Here is an 18,765-nt window from a genome sequence, read left to right as displayed (position 1 = left end):
CGGGCCTCGGTCTTGAAGTGCGCTTCGGTCACGGCAGCTTCCACAGTCGTTCCAATCCTTCTCTCACGGTGTCTACGTCTTCAGGCGTGCCGAATAGCTCGAGCCGGTACAAGTGCGGCACGCGGCACTTGCGGCTGATGATGTCGCCGGCGATGCAGAAATGCTCGCCGAAGTTGGTGTTGCCGGCGGAGACGACTCCGCGGATCAGGCTCCGGTTGCCCTCGTCGTTGAGGAATCGGATGACCTGCTTGGGGACGGCGCCCTTCTCGACACCCCGCCCCTGGCCTCCGCCGTAGGTGGGTGTGACGAGGACGAACGGCTCGTCCACCTGCAGTGCGGCATCCGTCTGATGGAGCGGAATCCGCTGCGCCCTCAGTCCGAGCTTCTCGACGAAGCGTGCGGTGTTGCCCGACACGCTCGAGAAGTAGACGATGAGCGGCGCGGCGGCCGCACTGCCGGCAACCGCGCCTCGCTCAGCGACCGCGGTTGCCATGATCTCAACCCAGCCGCGAAGCGAGCTCGTCGATCTTGTCGGGACGGAAGCCCGACCAGTGGTCCTCGTCGGTGATGACGACGGGCGCCTGGAGGTAACCCAGCGCCTTGACCTGCTCGAGTGCCGCAGGGTCCTGCGAGAGGTCGAGGACCTCGTAATCGATGCCCTTCGAGTCCAGCGCTCGGTACGTCGCAGTGCACTGCACGCATGCAGGCTTCGTGTAGACCGTGATCGTCATATCGATCGGTTCTCCCCTCACATCCGGTGACTTCTCCAGCAGGCCCCCCGCCGGGAGACCAATACTACATATGGGTACGGACATTGCCCAGCACCACAAGGACTAGTAGTTACATCCGTGTGATTATCCACCGCTCTCCCCATGTTCAACACAGGTTCTCCACCGTTTCATCCACACCCCCTCGGCGTGTCTCGAGATCGGAAAACGCCTGGATCGCGCGGACTTTCTGCGGCGGAGACGAGATCCATCCACAGGTCGCACGGTACGCCGGCCCACAGACATCCGATCTGCCTGTGGATTGCACCCCCGGCGTGTCGCGCGTGCGCATCACGCCTCCCCCGCGCGCGGCGTAGATTTGACGGGTGGCGGGATACCGGGAACTTCTGCGAACTCCGGGTGTCGGGCGCATCATCGCGGCTCAGCTGACCGCTCGCTTCCCGAACGGGATGACGAGTCTCGCCGTCCTCCTGCACATCGAGCACGTCACCGGCTCGTACGGAGCCGCGGGACTCGTGCTCGCCGCCGTGTCGGTGGGGCAGGCCATCGCCGGCCCCGTCACGAGCCGCTGGATGGGCATCTGGGGCATGCGCAAGGTGCTCACCATCACGCTCACCTTCTGCGCGATCACGATCGCGGTGATCGCCCTGGTGCCGATGGTGCTGCCGGCCTACATCGCGCTCGGGGTGATCGCGGGCCTGTCGACCCCGCCGGTGCAGTCGGCGGCGCGCACGATCTACCCGAAGCTCGTGAACTCCCGCCAGCTGACCCCGCTGTTCTCGCTCGACGCATCGCTGCAGGAGATCATCTGGATCATCGCCCCGGTGCTCATCACGTTCGTCGCCACGCAGGTGGGCACGGTCGAGGCGCTCGTGCTCATCGTCGTCATCCTGGTCGCCGGCGGTGCGTGGTTCATCCTCTCGCCCGAGGTCGGGCGCGTCCGCATCCCGCGCAGCCGCCGCCGCATCGGGCTGGTACTGACCAAGCCCCCCGTCGTGCTGGCGACCGGTGTCGGTTTCCTCCTGATCGGCGCGTGCGCCGCCGTCGAGGCGGGCGTCGTCGCCACCTTCGACCACGGCGGACTCGAGGCCGGCATCGTCCTCGCCGTCTTCTCGGTCGGCAGCCTCGCCGGCGGACTCGGTTTCGGCCACATCCCGATCGGGCCCTGGGCGATGGCCCGACGCATGGCGATCGTCGCGGCCGGCCTCACCCTGACCATGTTCTCGCTCGACATCTGGTGGCTGGGCGGCACGCTCTTCCTCGCCGGCGTGGGCATCGCGCCCGCGTTCGCGGTGATGTTCGCGATGACGTCTGTGAGCGTGAAGTTCAGCGAGACGGCCGAGGCGTACGGCTGGATCGGCACGGGGCAGCTCATCGGCGCGGCGGCGGGATCGGCGGTGGCCGGCTTCCTCATCGACGGCGTGGGCGCGCAGGGCGCGTACGTCGCGGCGGCCGCGTTCGCTGTCGCCGCACTCGCCGTGTCGGTGGTGTTCGTCCGCGGCTTCCCCGATCTCCGCGGCCGCGACGCGAGCCCCATCCCCGACACCGAACCGGTCCAGACGATCCGCTGACGCCCGCGGCGCCCGCGCCCGGCCCGCCGGTGGGCCTCACGCCAGCCGGCGCAGCACCTCCAGGAGCGCGAGCGCATACGCGTCGGCGGGTTCCGGATGCTCGAACGTGAGGCGCTCGGCCGCGGCATCCGGTCCCCGCAGCTCGAGCTCGACTTCGTACGTGTCGGGAAGCCGGCGCAGTGCGCGGAAGGCGCTCTGCAGCAGCGCGCGCAGCTGGTGCTCGTGCGGCAGCCACAGCGCGTCCTCGAGCGCGACAGAGTCCAGCGCCCACTCGGTCGTGCCGTTGAAGGCGAGGATGCGGCCCGTCGGGTACTCGCGGGGCTCGATCGTCATCTCGCTGACGGTGAAGACGTCGGCCTCGAACTCGGGCTCGTCGAGCTGGAAGCGGTCGCCCGAGCGCGGGTGCCAGACGAGGCCTCCGTCACGCAGTGCGACGGCGAGGTCGGTCGAAATCATCTCCCCATCTTCGCCCGGATGCGCCGCCCCGAGGCCGAACGCCGTCATCCCGCCGGCCGCGGCATCGCCTCGCCCGCTACTGGACGACGATCTCGGACCCCGGACCGGCATAGACGATCACGCCGATCCAGTCGGGGATGCCGCCCGCGAGGTCGTCGCGGAGGTCGTCGACCGGCGGCACCGTGCCGTCCTCGGTGATCACCGTCACCGTGGCCGTGCCGAGCCGCCACTCCACGCCGGCGATCCGCGCACCGGGCTCGTCCTCGAGCCACACCGACGTCGAGTCGGTGATCGTGCTGCTCCACGACACCACCGCGAGCGACCACAGGCTGTTCGCGGCGAGCGGGAGCACCACGAGCACCGAGAGCACGGCGACCACGCCGTACGCGCGCCGTCGGTTCGCCGTCGCCGAAGACTCGGGGTCCCGCGCGTAGCCGGCCACGGTGAACACGATGCTGCCCGCGATCACGAGCGCGAACACGTTCGAGAGGAACAGCATGAGTGCCCCGAACGCCCCGGCCCAGTCGCCGACGCCCGCGCAGACGCCGACGACGCCCAGGGGCGGCACCAGCGAGATCGCGATGGCGACGCCGGGAAGCACGGCACTCAGATCCTTGCGGCACATCGCGAATGCGCCGGCGGTGCCGGTGGCGAGCGCGGCGAGCAGATCCATGAGATCCGGCGATGTGCGCCCCTCGACCTGCGAGTTCGTCGCGAGGCTCGCCGGGTCGGCCACGACCCAGGAGAACGCGATGCCGAGTCCCACGACGATCGCGAGGCCGGTCAGCACCCACAGCATCGACCGGATCACGAGGCTGAGCCTCCCCACGACGATCCCCAGGCCGATGCCGAGGATGGGTGTGCCGAGCGGGGCGATGATCATGGCCCCGATGACGGTGGCCGTCGAGTCGGCGAGCACGCCGCAGATCGCGATGACGCCCGACAGGAACAGCATGATGAGGAAGCCGCTGCGTTTGGCGGTCGTGTCGCCGAAGCCGAGGTCGAGCGCGTCGGTGAGCTCCCGGGCGGTCTGTCGCTGGGCGGGCGGGATCAGCGTCTGCGTGAGTCGGGACATCGGTGCGGCTCCTCGTGCGTGTGTCGGCGTGCGCGACCCGCTCATCGTCCCACCCCACGGCGCCGAGCCCGGTGCACGGACGGTATGCGCGGTGCACGTGTCGCGGCTCGGTCCGCACGCTGCGCGGGCACGGCAGAATGGCCGCGTGAGCGCATCCGTCCCCGCCTTCGATCCGTCCGCCCACCTGCCCGGCGACCTCCTCGACCGCATCCGGTCGCGTGCTGCCGTGCACGACCGCGAGAACACCTTCCCCGAGGACGACCTCGCCGACCTCCGCGACGCCGGGTACCTGGCGATCATGGTGCCGACTTCGCTCGGCGGAGCGGGACTCGGCCTCGCCGAGGCATCCGTCCTGCAGCAGCGGCTCGCCGGAGCCGCCCCCGCGACCGCGCTCGCGATCAACATGCACCTCGTATGGACGGGTGTCGCGCAGGTGCTCGCGGAGCGCGGCATCGACGATCTCCGGTTCGTGCAGGAGGACGCCGCCGCCGGCGAGCTGTTCGCGTTCGGCATCAGCGAGGCAGGCAACGACCTGGTGCTGTTCGGGAGCACCACGGATGCCTCCCCCCGCCCGGATGGCGGCTACGCGTTCACCGGCACCAAGATCTTCACGTCGCTCGCACCGGTGTGGACGCGGCTCGGGCTCCATGGTCTCGACACCACCTCATCCGACGCCCCCCAGATGGTCTACGCCTTCGTTTCGCGGGAGGAAGCGGATGCCGGGCGCATCGTCACCCGCGACGACTGGGACACCCTCGGCATGCGCGGCACTCAGTCGCGCACCACCGAGCTGCACGGTGCGGTCGCGGCAGCCGACCGCGTGGTGCGCCGGATCGCCCCCGGCCCGAACCCCGACCCGCTGGTATTCGGCATCTTCAGCGTGTTCGAGGTGCTCCTCGCGTCGGTCTACACCGGCATCGCGCGCCGCGCCCTCGACCTCGCCGTCGAGACTGCCGGCCGGCGCCGCTCGCAGCGCACCGGCGCCGCCTACAGCCAGGACCCCGACATCCGCTGGCGGATCGCCGAGATGGCTCTCGCGTACGACGCGATCGTCCCCCAGATCGCCGCGATCGCCGCGGATGTGGATGCCGGCGCCGACCACGGCACGCGGTGGTTCTCGCTGCTCGCCGGTCTCAAGCACCGCGCCGTCGTGTCGGCCAAGGCGATCGTCGACCAGGCGATGCTCGTGGCCGGCGGATCGGGCTACTTCTCCGGCAGCGAGCTGCAGCGGCTCTACCGCGACGTGCTCGCGGGGCTGTACCACCCGTCGGATCCGGAGTCGGCCCACTCCACCGTCGCTACTGCATGGCTGGGTCCGCTCGAGCAGTGACCTTACGGCGGTGCCGCCCCGCGCGGTAGCCTTCGACTCCGGCCACTACGCGTCATCGGCCGCTCCCCTGTCACAACACCGTCACCGGAGGAGCTCCACCATGCGTTCCAGAAGCCTCATCCTCGCCTTGGCCGCCGCGGCGGCCCTCGTCCTCGGCACAGCGGCGCCGGCCCTCGCCGACCACAACGCCGGGGCCGAGCTGTACAACCCCGACATCCCCGACCAGTGCTACGCGGGAGCGATCACCGAGGGCACCCCGCCCGTCGACATCTACACGTCGAGATACACCCTCGTCGAGAAGGCGGGGCGCCTGCATCTGGTGTGCACCTTCACCGTGCCGGCCCGCGTCGAGGCACCCGACGGCGGGATCGGCGAGTCGAAGGGCACCTGGATCGCTCCGACCAGGCCCACGGTCAGCCTGTCGGCGGGCACGTGCCTGCCGCCCGGAGTCGATGCGGCCAGCGAACTGTGGCCCGACGACGAGACGCGCAGCGTTCCGGCGTCGCAGGCGAAGATCGTCGCCTACCGCACGACGATCGTCATGTACTGCTCCTGGGCGCTCGACGACCTTCCCTGACGCCGCGTCCGCCCCGTCGGCCGGGCGTGACAGGATGACGCCATGGCATCGCCTCCGACCCTGCTGAGTCCGGCCGACCAGGAACGGCGGCGGGGCCTCCGCCGCATGAAGGCGGTGGCGCTCGGGGCGCTGGTGTTCATGGCCGTGGTCTTCGCGGTGTCGTTCGCCTTCCAGCAGCAGGTTCCCGCGCTCGCCTACGTGCGAGCTGCGGCGGAGGGCGGCATGGTGGGGGCGCTCGCGGACTGGTTCGCGGTCACCGCGCTGTTCCGGCATCCGCTCGGCATCCCCATCCCGCACACCGCGATCATCCCCAAGCGCAAAGACGAGATCGGCCGTACCCTCGGCGAGTTCGTCGAGACCGAGTTCCTCCGGGGAGACGTGGTGCGCGAGCGCCTGCAGCGCGCGCACCTCGCCGCCCGCCTCGGCGAATGGCTCGGCCAGACCGTGCACGCGGAGCGGGTGGTGGGCGAGGCGTCGGCGATGGCCACGGGCGTGCTGCGTGCCCTCAGCGACGACGACGTGCAGGACCTCATCGAGGACCTCGCCCGCGAGCACCTCCTCTCGCCGGACTGGGGGCCGCCGCTCGGCGGGTGGCTCGAGCGGGTCGTCGCGGCCGACGCCCACCGCGGCGCGGTCGACCTGGGCTTCGACAGCCTCGCCGCGTGGCTGCGCGCCAACCAGACCGCGTTCACCGGACTCGTCTCGCGCCGCCTCCCCGGCTGGGTGCCGAGCATCGCCCACCGGCTCGTCGACGACACGGTCTACAACGAGGCCGTGAAGTTCGTGGCAGCGGTGCAGGCCGACGCGCAGCATCCGGCCCGCCGCGCGATCGACGCCTACCTCGCCCGTCTCGCCGAGAGCCTGCAGCACGACCCGGCCATGATCGGCCGCCTCGAAGACGCCAAGACCTCGGTCTTCGACAGCCCGCGTGTGCGCGCGCTGGCCGGGGAGGTGTGGACGACGGCGAAGGAGGGACTCATCACCTCGCTCGCCGATCCCGACAGCGGGCTGCGCCGACGGGCCGCCGCGGCGCTCGCCGAGGTGGGGTCGCGGCTGACGACGGATGCCGCGCTGCAGCACCGCGTCGACACGTGGGCCACCGACGCGGCGGTCTTCCTCGTCGATCGCTACCGTCACGACATCGCCTCGATCATCACCGACACGGTCGAGCGGTGGGATCCCCAGGAGACGACCGAGAAGATCGAGCTCATGGTCGGACGCGACCTGCAGTACATCCGCTTGAACGGCACGTTCGTCGGCGCGCTCGCGGGCCTCGCGATCTTCGCCGCAGCCCATGCGCTGCTGGGCTGAACCCGGTACTCTTTTGGCGTGGTCGCCGACGAGCTCCTCTTCAGCTACGGGACGCTCCAACATCCCGACGTTCAACGCGACACCTTCGGCCGCCTTCTCGAGGCCGAGCCCGACGTGCTCCCGGGTTACACGGTCGACTACGCCGAGATCGCCGACACCCGCGTCATCGACGTGTCGGGCACGAGCGTGCACCCCATCGTGCGTGCGACCGGCAATCCGCTCGACAAGGTCGTCGGCCAGGTGCTGCGCGTCACCGAGGACGAGCTCGAAGCCGCCGACGAATACGAGGTCGCTCCGTACCGGCGCGGGCGGGTGCAGTTGAGCAGCGGACGCGGCGCATGGGTCTACGTGGCCTCGCGCCCGGCGGGTACCGTCGGAGAGTGACCCTCACGCACGACCCCCTCTGGCCCCGCGCGGGCTCCTGGCCCGTCGACGACGGCGGCGAGGCGGATGCCGCGATCCTCGGCGTCCCCACCTGGCGCACCTCGCTCTCCTCCACCGGAGCGCACGCGACCCCGGCCGCCGTGCGCGACGCGCTGGCGCGCTATTCGCCGACGCTCCTCGGCCCGCCGCCCGTCGATCTGTCGGAGGCGCTGCGGATCGTCGATGCCGGAGACGTCACCGAGCCCGACGGCGCGGAGGGCGAGGCATCCGTCCGCGCCGCGGTGGCCGGTCTGCGCGCGCGCACCCGGCTCGTCGTCGCGATCGGCGGCGACAACTCGCTCACGTACCCGGTCGCCCAGGGCGCCGGGGCACGGGGGCTCATCACCATCGACGCGCACTTCGATCTGCGCGACGGCGTCTCCAACGGCTCGCCGGTGCGCCGGCTCGTCGACGACGGCCTCGACCCGCGTCGCATCGTGCAGCTCGGCATCGCCGACTTCGCGAACTCCGCGGCGTACGCGCAGCGCGCGGCAGACCTCGGCATCACCGTCGTCTCGATGGACGAGGTGCGCCGCCGGGGCGCCGACGACGTGATGGCCGAGGCTCTCGAGATCGCCGGCGTCGACGGCGACGTTCACCTCGACGTCGACGTCGACGTGTGCGACCGCTCGGTGGCCCCCGGCTGCCCCGCCTCGGTGCCCGGCGGGCTCGCCGCGTGGGAGCTGCGGGCACTCGTGCGCCGGGCTGCGGCCGACGCCCGGGTGCGCTCGGCCGACATCGCCGAGGTCGACGCGACGGCGGATGCTCCCGACGGGCGCACCGTGCGCCTCGCCGCGCTGTGCGTGCTGGAACTCCTCGCAGGAAAGGCGGTCAGCCGATGATCACGCTCGTACTCGTCCGGCACGCGAAGTCGGACTGGGGCGACCCCGGGCTCGATGACCACGACCGCCCCCTCAACGACCGCGGCCGACGCGACGCGCCGATGATGGCCGAGCGTCTCGCCGACCTGGGCGTCCGTCCCGACACGATCCTCGCCTCCACCGCGCTGCGCGCCCGCACCACCGCGGAAGCCTTCGGCGACGCGTTCGGCGTCGAGGTGACGCTCGATCCCGAGCTGTACGGCGCCTCGGCGCGCACGCTGCTCGCGGCTGCCACGGCGTCCGGCAGCTCGAACGTCGTCGTGGTCGCGCACGACCCCGGCATGAGCGCGCTCGCCGGAGCGCTGTCGGACGGCGGCATCGAGCACATGCCCACGTGCGCGGTCGCCTCCTTCATCTGGAAGCAGGACGACTGGAACGTGGCGACCGCCCTCGATCCCGACGAGTGGTCGTTCGACTCGCCGCGGTAACGGCGGGAGGCGAGGCGACGCGGGGTGCCAGCGCGTCGGATTTACCTCGAATCGGATGCCGGTCATTTACAACGTTGCACATCAGTTATTCATCGTTGTAGATTCTGTCCGACGCTCACTGCTGAGCGACAGCATCCCGTCCGACGTCGAACAGGAGTCCTCCATGAACCATCGCGCGAGACGCGCAGCGATCGCACTGGGAACGGCGGGCATCCTCGCCGCCGGCGCCCTCGTCCCGAGTGCCGCGTGGGCGAAGCCCGCACCGACCGAACCTCCGCCCCCACAGTTCGAGGACGTCACCGTGCACGACCCGTCGATCGTCACCTCCGGCGACGACATCTGGGTGTTCGGCTCGCACGGCGCATCCGCTCACACCACCGACCTGATGGCGTGGGAGCAGCACACCGTCGACCTCTCGCAGGACGCCGACAACGCCCTGTTCGACGACATCTACACCGAGCTCGCCGAGACGTTCGCGTGGGCGAAGACGCGCACGCTCTGGGCGGCCGACGTGATCGAGCTGCCCGACGGGCGCTTCGCGATGTACTACAACGCGTGCGAGGGCAGTTCGCCGCGGTCCGCGCTGGGCCTGGCCACATCGGACTCCGTCGACGGCCCCTACGAGAACCAGGGGATCCTCCTCAAGAGCGGCATGGAGGGCGAGTCCGAGAACCCGGGCGAGGTGTACGACGCCCGCATCCACCCGAACACCGTCGATCCCGACGCGTTCTATGACGCCGACGGCAACATGTGGATGGTCTACGGCTCGTACTCGGGCGGGATCTTCATCCTGAAGCTCGACCCCGCCACCGGCGTGCCGCTGCCCGGCCAGGGGTACGGCACGCATCTCGTCGGCGGCAACCACAGCCGCATCGAGGCGCCGACGATCCAGTACGACGAGAAGACCGGGTACTACTACCTGTACCTGTCGTTCGGCGGGCTCGGGGTGACAGGCGGATACGACGTGCGCGTCGCCCGGTCGACGTCTCCCGACGGCCCGTACCTCGACGCCCAGGGCAACGACATGGCCGAGGTGAAGTCCGACCCCGCCCTGCCCCTCTTCGACGACGTGTCGATCCAGCCGTACGGCGTGAAGATCATGGGCGGCCACCTGTTCGAACGCGAACTCGGCGAGCCGGGCTCCGGTCCGGGCACCGGCTACGTCTCGCCCGGCCACACCTCGTGGTACCGCGATCCGAAGACGGGTCGGATGTTCCTGGTGTTCCACTCGCGCTTCCCGGGCACTGGTGAGACGCACGAGGTGCGGGTGCACCAGATGTGGATGAACTCGGACGGCTGGCCGGTCGTCTCGCCCGCTCGGTACGCCGGCGAGAGCATCGGCAGGATCGACCGCTCCGAGATCGCCGGCACGTGGCAACTCGTCGACATGGGCAAGGACATCACCGCGACGGCAGCGACCGACGTCGACGTCACCCTCGGGGCACTCGGCCTCATCTCGGGCGAAGCCCGCGGTGTGTGGGTTCAGACCGGCAAGAGCAGCGCGAAGTTCCGCATCGACGGCAAGACCTACCGTGGAGTGTTCGCGCCCACCTGGGACGCGGCGCTCGAGAAGTGGACCGTGGGGTTCACCGCCGTCTCGAAAGACGGCGTGACGCTGTGGGGCCGCAAGTCCGTCGAGCTCACCGGCAAGAAGGCCGTGGCGGCGGTCGCCGCCGACCTCGATCTCGGCGACACCTCCGACGTGCGTGCCGACCTCGCGCTGCCGACGAGCGGCACGGGTGGCACCACGATCACGTGGAAGACCACCGACGCGGGCGTCGTCGCGGCAGACGGCACCGTCACCCGCCCCGGGGTGGGCGAGCCCGACGGCGCGGCGACCCTCACGGCGACGATCACCAACGGCAAGGCGAAGTCCACGAAGTCGTTCGCGATCGTCGTGCCGGCCCGCACCGCAGGAGTGCTCGCCGCGTCGTGGACCTTCGACGGCGACCTCGCCGACGACACCGGCGCCCACGCCGACGCGTCGCCGACGGGGGCGCGCATCGACGCGCCCGGAGGCACCGCCGCGTTCGTCGAGGACGGCGTCGACGGCAGCGCCCTGCACCTCGACGGCGCGTCGGGGGTGCGCCTGCCCGACGGCCTCGTCCAGGGCCCGAGCTACTCGGTCAGCATGTGGCTGCGGCCCGAGGCGCTGACCGCGTACACGACGGCGTTCTTCGCCGCGAAGAGCCCCGACTCGTGGGTCAGCCTCGTACCGCGCGGCCACGACGGCGTCGGCGGTTCCACGATGCTGTGGTCGGGTGCGCAGTGGTACGACGCCGGCACGGGTCGGACGATCCCGGTCGGCGAGTGGAGCCACGTCGCCTTCGTGGTCGACGGGGCCGCGGCATCCGTCTACATCGACGGCGAGCGGCTGTTCACCGGCACCGGGTTCCCCACCGTGCTCGACACCGACAGCGGCGTGTTCGGGGTCGGCGTCAACTGGTGGGACACCCCGTTCCAGGGCGACGTCGACGAGCTGACGGTGTGGAGCTCGGCCCTCACCGACGCCGACATCGCCGCCCTGGCGGCGCCCTAGCGGAACCCCGGCCGGTCGGCCGCCTGCTCAGGCGCCGGCCGGCCGATCACCGCTCAGAGGATTTCGCCGCCCCGCCACACGGTGTGCACGAGCGGAACGCCCGGGCGGTACGCGAGGTGCACGCGGGTGGGGGCGTCGAGCAGCACGAGGTCGGCGCGCGCGCCCGGGGCGATCACACCCACGTCGTCGCGGCGGAGCGCCCGCGCTCCCCCGGCGGTCGATGCCCACACCGCTTCGGCCGGCGTCATCCCCATCTCGCGCACGGCGAGGGCGACCATCAGCGGCATCGAGCTCGTGAAGCTCGACCCCGGGTTGCAGTCGCTCGCGAGCGCGACGGTCACGCCGGCGTCGATGAGCCGGCGCGCATCAGGGTACGGCTGCCGGGTCGAGAACTCGACGCCGGGAAGGAGCGTGGCCACGGTGTCGGATGCCGCGAGCGCCGCGACGTCGGCATCGTCGAGGTAGGTGCAGTGGTCGACGGATGCCGCGCCCGCCGCAACCGCGAGAGTGACCCCCTCGCCGTGGCCGAGCTGGTTGCCGTGCACGCGGAGGCCGAGCCCCCGCGCGGCACCGGCCTCGAGCACCCGCCGGCTCTCGTCGGCGGTGAACGCGCCGCGCTCGCAGAACACGTCGATCCACTTCGCGTGCGGCGCGACCGCGTCGAGCATCTCGCCGCACACGAGGTCGACGTAGGTCTCGCGGTCGTCAGCGTGCTCTGCGGGCACGACGTGCGCCCCGAGGAAGGTCACCTCGTCGGTGACCTCGGCGGCGATGCGAGCCGCCCGCTCCTCGTCGGCGACGGTGAGCCCGTAGCCGGTCTTCACCTCGAACGTGGTCGTCCCCTGAGCCGCCATCTCGGCCACGAACCCGGCGAGGCGGGCGCGCAGCTCATCGTCGGACGCGGCACGCGTGGCTGCCACCGTGCGGCGTATGCCGCCGGCGGCATAGGGGGTGCCGCTCATGCGGGCCTCGAACTCGTCGGCCCGGTCTCCGCCGAAGACCAGGTGGGTGTGCGAGTCGACGAACCCCGGGATCACGGCCCGCCCTGCGGCATCCACCGTCGTCATCTGCTCCGCGCCCACTGTCGAGACGCGCACGCTCGCCCCAGACTCCGGTGAGTCTCGGGCGCCTGCGTGCGCCTGGGCGACTCGGGCCGCCGAGGGCGCGTCGGCGGCGCGACCCACCCAGGCGACGCGACCGTCGGCGATCAGCACGGCGGCATCACGGAGCGTGCCGCACGGGTCGCCGCCCTGCTCGACGTTGGTGGTCAGTTCGCCGATGTTGGTGATGAGCGTCGTGCTCACGGCATCCGTCCCCTCGTCAGGCGTCGAGCATCGGCACGGTGAGGCCGCGCTCCCGCGCGACCTCCTTGGCGCGATCGTAGCCCGCGTCCACATGGCGCATGACGCCGGTGCCGGGGTCGTTCACGAGCACGCGCGCGAGCTTCTCTGCGGCGAGCGCGGTGCCGTCGGCGACGGTGACCTGCCCGGCGTGGATGCTGCGGCCGATGCCCACGCCGCCGCCGTGATGGATCGACACCCAGGATGCTCCCGACGCGGTGTTCAACAGGGCGTTCAGCAGCGGCCAGTCGGCGATCGCATCCGACCCGTCGGCCATCGCCTCGGTCTCGCGGTAGGGGCTCGCGACCGAGCCCGCGTCGAGGTGGTCGCGTCCGATCACGATCGGGCCCGCGAGCTCACCCGAGGCCACCATCTCGTTGAACTTCAGTCCGGCGAGGTGGCGCTCCTGGTAGCCCAGCCAGCAGATGCGGGCGGGGAGCCCCTCGAAGTGCACGGCCTCGCCGGCCTTCTCGAGCCAGCGCACGAGTCCGGCGTCACCGGGGAACAGCGCCTTCACCGCCTCGTCGGTCTTGCGGATGTCTTCGGGGTCTCCCGACAGCGCCACCCAGCGGAACGGCCCACGGCCCTCGGCGAACTGCGGGCGGATGTAGGCGGGAACGAATCCGGGGAACGCGAACGCCCGGTCGAAGCCGCCGAGCTCCGCCTCGGCGCGGATCGAGTTGCCGTAGTCGAAGACCTCGGCGCCGGCGTCCTGGAATCCGACCATCGCCGCCACGTGCGCCACCATCGAGCTGCGTGCGCGGACGGTGAAGCCGTCGGGATCGCGGGATGCCTCGGCCTTCCAGTCGTCGAACGCGACGCCGACCGGCAGGTAGGCGAGCGGGTCGTGCGCGCTCGTCTGGTCGGTGACGACGTCGACCGGGATGCCGCGGCGCAGCAGCTCGGGGAAGACGTCGGCGGCGTTGCCGACGACCCCCACCGAGAGTGCCTCGCCGGCGTCTTTGGCGGCGAGGACGCGGGCGACAGCCTCATCGAGGTCGGCGGTGTATTCGTCGAGGTAGCCGTGCTCGACGCGGCGGGCGAGGCGCGACTCGTCGACGTCGACGATGAGCACGACGCCGCCGTTGAGGGTCACGGCCAGCGGCTGCGCCCCGCCCATGCCGCCGCATCCGCCAGTCAGCGTCAGCGTCCCCGCGAGCGTCGCGGTCGCGGCATCCGCTCCCGACTTCGCGGCAAGCGATCGCGCGACGGCGGCGAACGTCTCGTAGGTTCCCTGCAGGATGCCCTGGGTGCCGATGTAGATCCACGATCCGGCGGTCATCTGCCCGTACATCGTGAGGCCGAGGTGCTCGAGGCGTCGGAACTCGGGCCACGTCGCCCAGTCGCCCACGAGGTTGGAGTTCGCGATGAGCACGCGCGGCGCCCACTCGTGGGTGCGGAACACCCCGACGGGCTTGCCCGACTGCACGAGCAGCGTCTCGTCCGGCTCGAGCTCGTCGAGCGTGCGCACGATCGCGTCGAAGGCCTCCCAGCTGCGGGCCGCCTTGCCGGTGCCGCCGTAGACCACGAGGTCTTCGGGATGCTCGGCGACCTCGGGATCGAGGTTGTTCATGAGCATGCGCTTGGCGGCTTCGGCACCCCAGCTCTTCGCGGTGCGCTCGGCGCCGCGTGCGGCGCGGACGGTGCGGGTCTGGGCGGTCATGCGTGCTCCTGGGGGTCGGCGGGACGTGCGGTGGGATCGATTTCGGAGGAGATCTGCGTTGCGGAGGATGCTTCAGGCCGTGGCATCCTCCGGATCCGGGATCTCCTCCGGATCCGGGAGGTCGGATGCTGCAGGGCGGGCGGATGCCGCGTCCCGGGCACCCCGGGCGGCGCCGGCGACGGCACCGGTGAGCACGAGGTCGGCGACCCGCTCCATCTCGGGTGAGAGGAAGCGGTCGGGCCCGGGGCCGGCGACACCGGAACCCCGGAGCAGGTCGCGCACCGCGGCGGTGGCGGGCGCCGGCGTGAGCGGCGCCCGCAGGTCGAGTGCCCGGGCGGCGGTGAGCACCTCGATGGCGAGCACGCGGCCGAGGCCGTCGATCGCCCGGCGGAGCTTGCGCGCGGCTGCCCACCCCATCGACACGTGGTCTTCCTGCATCGCCGACGACGGGATCGAGTCGACCGACGCCGGTGCGGCGAGCCGCTTCAGCTCGGACACGATGCCGGCAGCGGCGTACTGGGCGATCATGAGGCCGGAGTCGACCCCGACCTCGTCGGCGAGGAACGGCGGCAGTCCGTGGTTGCGGGCGACGTCGAGGGCGCGGTCGGTGCGGCGCTCCGAGACCGATGCGACGTCGGCGACAGCGATCGCGAGGAAGTCGAGCACGTACGCGACGGGCGCCCCGTGGAAGTTGCCGTTGGACTCCACGCGGCCGTCGAGCGTGATCACCGGGTTGTCGACCGCCGACGCGAGCTCGCGCGAGGCGATGAGCGCCGCGTGGTCCACGGTGTCGCGCGCAGCGCCGTGGACCTGGGGCGAGCAGCGCAGTGAGTAGGCGTCCTGCACGCGGGTGCACACGGCCGGATCGCGGTGGCTCGCCATGATCGCAGAGCCGGCGAGGAACTCACGCAGGTTCGCCGCGGATGCCGCCTGCCCGGCCTGCGGGCGCAGCGCCATCAGGTCGGCAGCGAAGACCGCGTCGGTGCCCAGCTGGCTCTCGATCGACATCGCGGCGGCCGCATCGGCCGTGTCGAGCAGCATCGACAGGTCATGGATGCCGAGCAGCAGCATCCCGAGCATCCCGTCCGTGCCGTTGATGAGGGCGAGGCCCTCCTTCTCGCGCAGTACGAGAGGGGCGAGGGATGCCGCGGCCAGCGCGTCGGCCGCGTCGACCTCGACCCCGTCGGCGCCCCGCACGCGCCCTTCGCCCATCGCGGCGAGAGCCACGTGCGAGAGCGGGGCGAGGTCGCCCGAGCAGCCGAGCGAGCCGTACTCGCGCACGATGGGGGTGATGCCGGCGTTGAGGATGCCCGCGTAGGTCTCGACCACGACGGGGCGCACGCCGGTGCGGCCGGTGGCGAGGGTCTGCAGCCGCAGCAACTGCAGCGCGCGCACGACCTCGCGCTCGACCTCGGGGCCGGTGCCGGCCGCGTGGGAGCGGATCAGGCTCGCCTGCAGCTGCGCCCGGCGGGCGGGGGCGATGAAGGTCGTCGCGAGTGCGCCGAACCCGGTCGAGATCCCGTAGTGCGGCTCCGGGTCGTCGGCGAGGCCCTCGACGAGGGCTCGTGATGCCGCGACACGCTCGAGCGCGGAGGCGTCGATCACGACGCGGGCGCCGTGGCGGGCGACGGCGACGACGTCGGCGGGGCTGAGCACGCCGGAGCCGACGGTGACGACCGCGACGTCGCGCGCCGAGGTCTCGGTGAGGGTGGTCATGGTCCGATTCCACACCCCGCCGGTCGCCGCCGACAGGCATCCGTGGCATCCTGTGTCTGGTATGTCAGACAAGCCTTCCGCCGCCACGACGCCGCGTGCGCAGGTTCCCGCGGCCGACCAGACACTGCGGATCCTGTCGTTCCTCGCGCGTCAGCGCGGCCCTGTCGCGGCGCAGACGCTGGCGACCCAGCTCGCCATCCCGCGCTCGAGCGTGTACCACCTGCTCGGAGCGCTGGAGGAGCACGGCTTCGTCGTGCATCTCACCGGCGAGCGCAGGTGGGGCCTCGGCACCGCCGCGTTCGAACTCGCCGGCGGCTTCTCGCGGCAGCAGCCGCTCGCCCGCCTCGGACGCCCGCTCGTCGCGGCGCTCGTGGACCGGGTCGGCGAGTCCGCGCACCTCGCGGTGATGACCGGGCGCGACGTGCTGTACATCGTCGAGGAGCGCGCGCCGAGGCGGCCCGCACTCGTGACCGACGTCGGCGTGCGGCTCCCGGCGCATCTCACGGCGACCGGCCGAGCGATGCTCGCGGCACTCCCCCGCGAGCAGGTGCGGGCGCTGTATCCGGATGCCTCCGCCTTCGCCGACCGCACGGGTCGCGGCCCTTCCCGCCCGGGCGAGCTGCGGGAACTGCTGCGCGCGGTCCGCACAGCCGGTCACGCCGAGGAGGACGGCGAGGTCACCGTCGGCCTGCGCTCGGTCGGCGTCGCGGTGCGCGACCACACCGGGTGGCCGGCCGCAGCCATCGCCGTCACGTGGCCGGGCGATGCTCAGCGCGACGCCGACGACCTCGCCGCGGCGGCCGGCTCGGCCGCGGGCGAGCTGGAGCGCCGCATCGGCCGCGGCTGACGCAGGTCAGTCGACCTTGGCGACGGTTCCGCCCGTGAGGCGCACGAGCTCGTCGTAGGTCAGCGGGAACACCGTGTGAGGCGTGCCGCCCGCAGCCCAGATCTGGTCGAACGCTGCGAGGTCCTCGTCGACGACGGTCACGATCGGCGCCGGATGCCCGGTCGGCGCGACGCCGCCGATGGCCTGCCCTGTCGCCTCACGCACCTGCTCGACGCTCGCGCGGCTGATGCGCCCGCGCCCGAGCCGCTCGGCGAGGGCCGCGGTGTCGACCCGGTGCGCGCCGCTGGTCATCACGAGCAGGGGCTCGTCGTCCGACCAGAACACCAGGCTGTTCGCGATCGCGCCGACCTCGATGCCGAGCGCTGCCGCGGCGAGCGCCGCGGTGGAGGCGGCATCGGGGAGCACGACGATCTCTCCGAGGATGCCGGCGGCGCGCAGCGCGTCGTGGACGAGACGGCTGCGGGGGTGGAGGTTCTCGGGGGGCACGCTCACCCGCTCAGCCTACGACCACACGAGAGACCCGGTCGAACTGCGCAGTGTGCCCGGCGCAGACCCGTGGGTCGGCCCCGGACGGCGCAATGTGCGGCTTCTCGCGCGCGTCGGTTGAACAGAGCGCCCCGACGGTGTGCAATGGAGACGGATGCAGCAACGCCGCAGCATCCGCAGCGCACAGCCCACAAGGCCGCCGACGAAGGAACCGCGATGACGCACACCCTGCCCCTGCCCGATTTCACCCACGAACGGGTGGAGGTGATCACCGGCCGGCGCAGCGGCCTCTTCATCGCCGTCGCACTCCACTCGTCGGTGCTCGGCTCCGCACTCGGCGGGGCACGGCTGTGGACGTACCCGCACTGGAGCGACGGCCTCGGCGACGCGCTGCGCCTCTCCGCCGCGATGACCCTGAAGAACGCGGCGGCCGGCCTCGACGCGGGCGGCGGCAAGTCGGTGATCGCTCTTCCTCCCGGCACGGTGCTCGACGCCGATCGCCGCCGCGCCGCCTTCCTCGATCTGGGCGACGCCGTCGAGTCGCTGCACGGCCTCTACCGCACGGCGGAGGACGTGGGGTCGACGACCGACGACATGCTCGTCGTCAGCGAGCGGACCGAGCACGTGGTCGGCCTCCCCGACGCCGTCGGCGGCTCGGGTGAGCCAGCCGGCCCCACGAGCCTGGGCGTGTACGAGTCGCTGCGCGCGACACTCGAGCGTGTCACCGGATCGGGCGACGTCGCCGGCCGGCGCATCACCATCTCGGGCCTCGGCCAGGTGGGAAGCCGACTCGCCGTGCGCCTGTCCGCGGAGGACGCGGTGCTCACCGTGACCGACGTGAACCCTGCCAAGCGCGATCTCGCGTCCGAGCTCGGCGCGGCGTGGGCCACCCCCGGCGAGGAGCACCTCGTCGCCTCCGACGTGTTCGTGCCCGCCGGCATCGGCGGACTCCTCACCGACGAGGTCATCGACGCCCTCGACACCCGCGCGGTGTGCGGCCCGGCGAACAACCCGCTCGCCGACCGGTCGGGCGCCGAGCGACTCGCCGGTCGCGGCATCCTCTACGCCCCCGACTTCGTCGTCAACGCGGGCGGAGTGATCTACCTCGACCTCGAGGCGAAGCGGATCGGCACGCGCGGCGAGATCATGGACCGCGTCGCCCACATCGGCGATACGCTCCGCCGCGTGTTCGACGAGGCCGACGAGCGCGGCGTCACCGCGCTCGAGGCTGCCGAGTCGCTCGCCGCGCAGCGGCTGGCCGCACGGACGAGCAGCCCCGCCCTGGCCGGCTGATCGTGGACGGCGGGATGCGGCTCCGCGCAGCCGCATCCCGCATCGGTCCACACTCCCGAGCGCAACCGCCGCGCGCGACAGAAGGCGGCACCGAGTTCCAC

Annotated in this window: 18 protein-coding genes; 10 read left to right on the top strand and 8 right to left on the bottom strand. The window is 71.9% G+C overall.

Going from position 1 to position 18,765, the window contains the following annotated elements; translation table 11 throughout:
• Window positions 1-28: 28 nt before the first annotated feature.
• Window positions 29-493 (bottom strand): class Ib ribonucleoside-diphosphate reductase assembly flavoprotein NrdI, encoded by a 465-nt coding sequence (gene nrdI, locus JOD63_RS03880; protein WP_045276038.1) that lies wholly within the window; start codon window positions 491-493, stop codon window positions 29-31.
• A 4-nt stretch (window positions 494-497) separates the two neighbouring features.
• Window positions 498-731, bottom strand: coding sequence for a glutaredoxin-like protein NrdH (gene nrdH, locus JOD63_RS03875; protein ID WP_045276039.1), 234 nt, complete (start codon window positions 729-731; stop codon window positions 498-500).
• A gap of 362 nt (window positions 732-1,093) precedes the next feature.
• Between nrdH and JOD63_RS03870 the strand changes: the two genes are divergently transcribed.
• Window positions 1,094-2,299, top strand: a complete 1,206-nt coding sequence (locus JOD63_RS03870) for an MFS transporter (protein WP_045276040.1) — start codon at window positions 1,094-1,096, stop codon at window positions 2,297-2,299.
• A 36-nt stretch (window positions 2,300-2,335) separates the two neighbouring features.
• On the opposite strand, the gene JOD63_RS03865 is transcribed toward JOD63_RS03870, so the two are convergent.
• Window positions 2,336-2,755 (bottom strand): hypothetical protein, encoded by a 420-nt coding sequence (locus JOD63_RS03865; protein ID WP_045276076.1) that lies wholly within the window; start codon window positions 2,753-2,755, stop codon window positions 2,336-2,338.
• 76 nt (window positions 2,756-2,831) lie between these two features.
• Window positions 2,832-3,830, bottom strand: coding sequence for a TIGR00341 family protein (locus tag JOD63_RS03860; protein ID WP_045276041.1), 999 nt, complete (start codon window positions 3,828-3,830; stop codon window positions 2,832-2,834).
• A 145-nt stretch (window positions 3,831-3,975) separates the two neighbouring features.
• Here JOD63_RS03860 and JOD63_RS03855 point away from each other — a divergent pair, with 145 nt between their 5' ends.
• The 7 genes from JOD63_RS03855 to JOD63_RS03825 all read left to right on the top strand — a co-directional run bounded on the left by JOD63_RS03855 (window position 3,976) and on the right by JOD63_RS03825 (window position 11,319).
• On the top strand, window positions 3,976-5,160 hold the full coding sequence (locus JOD63_RS03855; protein ID WP_045276042.1) for an acyl-CoA dehydrogenase family protein: 1,185 nt from the start codon (window positions 3,976-3,978) through the stop codon (window positions 5,158-5,160).
• Window positions 5,161-5,260: 100 nt separating this feature from the next.
• The gene (locus tag JOD63_RS03850) at window positions 5,261-5,737 is read left to right on the top strand and encodes a hypothetical protein (RefSeq protein ID WP_157004012.1); all 477 of its coding nucleotides are present in this window, start codon (window positions 5,261-5,263) and stop codon (window positions 5,735-5,737) included.
• A gap of 42 nt (window positions 5,738-5,779) precedes the next feature.
• Window positions 5,780-7,048 (top strand): DUF445 domain-containing protein, encoded by a 1,269-nt coding sequence (locus tag JOD63_RS03845; RefSeq protein WP_045276044.1) that lies wholly within the window; start codon window positions 5,780-5,782, stop codon window positions 7,046-7,048.
• An 18-nt stretch (window positions 7,049-7,066) separates the two neighbouring features.
• Entirely contained in the window at window positions 7,067-7,432 is a 366-nt protein-coding gene (locus tag JOD63_RS03840) for a gamma-glutamylcyclotransferase family protein (protein ID WP_045276045.1), read from the top strand.
• Window positions 7,387-8,313, top strand: a complete 927-nt coding sequence (locus JOD63_RS03835) for an arginase family protein (protein WP_045276046.1) — start codon at window positions 7,387-7,389, stop codon at window positions 8,311-8,313. The genes JOD63_RS03840 and JOD63_RS03835 overlap by 46 nt, the downstream gene beginning before the upstream one ends.
• A complete protein-coding gene (locus tag JOD63_RS03830) occupies window positions 8,310-8,780 on the top strand; it encodes a SixA phosphatase family protein (protein ID WP_045276047.1) in 471 nt (156 codons plus the stop codon). The genes JOD63_RS03835 and JOD63_RS03830 overlap by 4 nt, the downstream gene beginning before the upstream one ends.
• 163 nt (window positions 8,781-8,943) lie before the next feature.
• Window positions 8,944-11,319: a LamG-like jellyroll fold domain-containing protein gene (locus JOD63_RS03825; protein WP_045276048.1), complete on the top strand. Its 2,376-nt coding sequence runs from the start codon at window positions 8,944-8,946 to the stop codon at window positions 11,317-11,319.
• 53 nt (window positions 11,320-11,372) lie between these two features.
• Here JOD63_RS03825 and hutI read toward each other — a convergent pair whose 3' ends face one another.
• The 3 genes from hutI to hutH form a co-directional block, all read right to left on the bottom strand.
• Window positions 11,373-12,623, bottom strand: a complete 1,251-nt coding sequence (hutI, locus tag JOD63_RS03820; RefSeq protein ID WP_045276049.1) for an imidazolonepropionase — start codon at window positions 12,621-12,623, stop codon at window positions 11,373-11,375.
• A gap of 16 nt (window positions 12,624-12,639) precedes the next feature.
• Window positions 12,640-14,322: a urocanate hydratase gene (locus tag JOD63_RS03815; RefSeq protein WP_045276050.1), complete on the bottom strand. Its 1,683-nt coding sequence runs from the start codon at window positions 14,320-14,322 to the stop codon at window positions 12,640-12,642.
• A gap of 72 nt (window positions 14,323-14,394) precedes the next feature.
• A complete protein-coding gene (hutH, locus tag JOD63_RS03810) occupies window positions 14,395-16,038 on the bottom strand; it encodes a histidine ammonia-lyase (RefSeq protein WP_084613558.1) in 1,644 nt (547 codons plus the stop codon).
• Between the two features lie 61 nt (window positions 16,039-16,099).
• On the opposite strand from hutH, the gene JOD63_RS03805 reads away from it, so the two are divergent.
• Entirely contained in the window at window positions 16,100-16,885 is a 786-nt protein-coding gene (locus JOD63_RS03805) for an IclR family transcriptional regulator (protein WP_045276078.1), read from the top strand.
• Window positions 16,886-16,891: 6 nt separating this feature from the next.
• On the opposite strand, the gene JOD63_RS03800 is transcribed toward JOD63_RS03805, so the two are convergent.
• A complete protein-coding gene (locus JOD63_RS03800) occupies window positions 16,892-17,377 on the bottom strand; it encodes a YbaK/EbsC family protein (RefSeq protein ID WP_407664968.1) in 486 nt (161 codons plus the stop codon).
• Window positions 17,378-17,587: 210 nt separating this feature from the next.
• On the opposite strand from JOD63_RS03800, the gene JOD63_RS03795 reads away from it, so the two are divergent.
• The gene (locus JOD63_RS03795; protein ID WP_045276080.1) at window positions 17,588-18,664 is read left to right on the top strand and encodes a Glu/Leu/Phe/Val dehydrogenase family protein; all 1,077 of its coding nucleotides are present in this window, start codon (window positions 17,588-17,590) and stop codon (window positions 18,662-18,664) included.
• Window positions 18,665-18,765: the final 101 nt, after the last annotated feature.

This window comes from Microbacterium terrae, assembly GCF_017831975.1.
Taxonomy (GTDB): domain Bacteria; phylum Actinomycetota; class Actinomycetes; order Actinomycetales; family Microbacteriaceae; genus Microbacterium; species Microbacterium terrae.
The sequence above is the reverse complement of the archived record's forward strand: the minus strand, read 5'-3'. Positions and strand labels throughout refer to the sequence as shown.

What these genes read in the sequence shown, in the direction of transcription:
- JOD63_RS03815 (WP_045276050.1), bottom strand. Translation starts at nt 14,322, where the DNA reads ATGACCGCCCAGACCCGCACCGTCCGCGCCGCACGCGGCGCCGAGCGC.
- nrdI (WP_045276038.1), bottom strand. Translation starts at nt 493, where the DNA reads ATGGCAACCGCGGTCGCTGAGCGAGGCGCGGTTGCCGGCAGTGCGGCC.
- JOD63_RS03835 (WP_045276046.1), top strand. Translation starts at nt 7,387, where the DNA reads ATGGGTCTACGTGGCCTCGCGCCCGGCGGGTACCGTCGGAGAGTGACC.
- hutH (WP_084613558.1), bottom strand. Translation starts at nt 16,038, where the DNA reads ATGACCACCCTCACCGAGACCTCGGCGCGCGACGTCGCGGTCGTCACC.
- JOD63_RS03825 (WP_045276048.1), top strand. Translation starts at nt 8,944, where the DNA reads ATGAACCATCGCGCGAGACGCGCAGCGATCGCACTGGGAACGGCGGGC.
- nrdH (WP_045276039.1), bottom strand. Translation starts at nt 731, where the DNA reads ATGACGATCACGGTCTACACGAAGCCTGCATGCGTGCAGTGCACTGCG.
- JOD63_RS03830 (WP_045276047.1), top strand. Translation starts at nt 8,310, where the DNA reads ATGATCACGCTCGTACTCGTCCGGCACGCGAAGTCGGACTGGGGCGAC.
- JOD63_RS03845 (WP_045276044.1), top strand. Translation starts at nt 5,780, where the DNA reads ATGGCATCGCCTCCGACCCTGCTGAGTCCGGCCGACCAGGAACGGCGG.
- JOD63_RS03865 (WP_045276076.1), bottom strand. Translation starts at nt 2,755, where the DNA reads ATGATTTCGACCGACCTCGCCGTCGCACTGCGTGACGGAGGCCTCGTC.
- JOD63_RS03860 (WP_045276041.1), bottom strand. Translation starts at nt 3,830, where the DNA reads ATGTCCCGACTCACGCAGACGCTGATCCCGCCCGCCCAGCGACAGACC.
- JOD63_RS03795 (WP_045276080.1), top strand. Translation starts at nt 17,588, where the DNA reads ATGACGCACACCCTGCCCCTGCCCGATTTCACCCACGAACGGGTGGAG.
- JOD63_RS03850 (WP_157004012.1), top strand. Translation starts at nt 5,261, where the DNA reads ATGCGTTCCAGAAGCCTCATCCTCGCCTTGGCCGCCGCGGCGGCCCTC.
- JOD63_RS03805 (WP_045276078.1), top strand. Translation starts at nt 16,100, where the DNA reads ATGTCAGACAAGCCTTCCGCCGCCACGACGCCGCGTGCGCAGGTTCCC.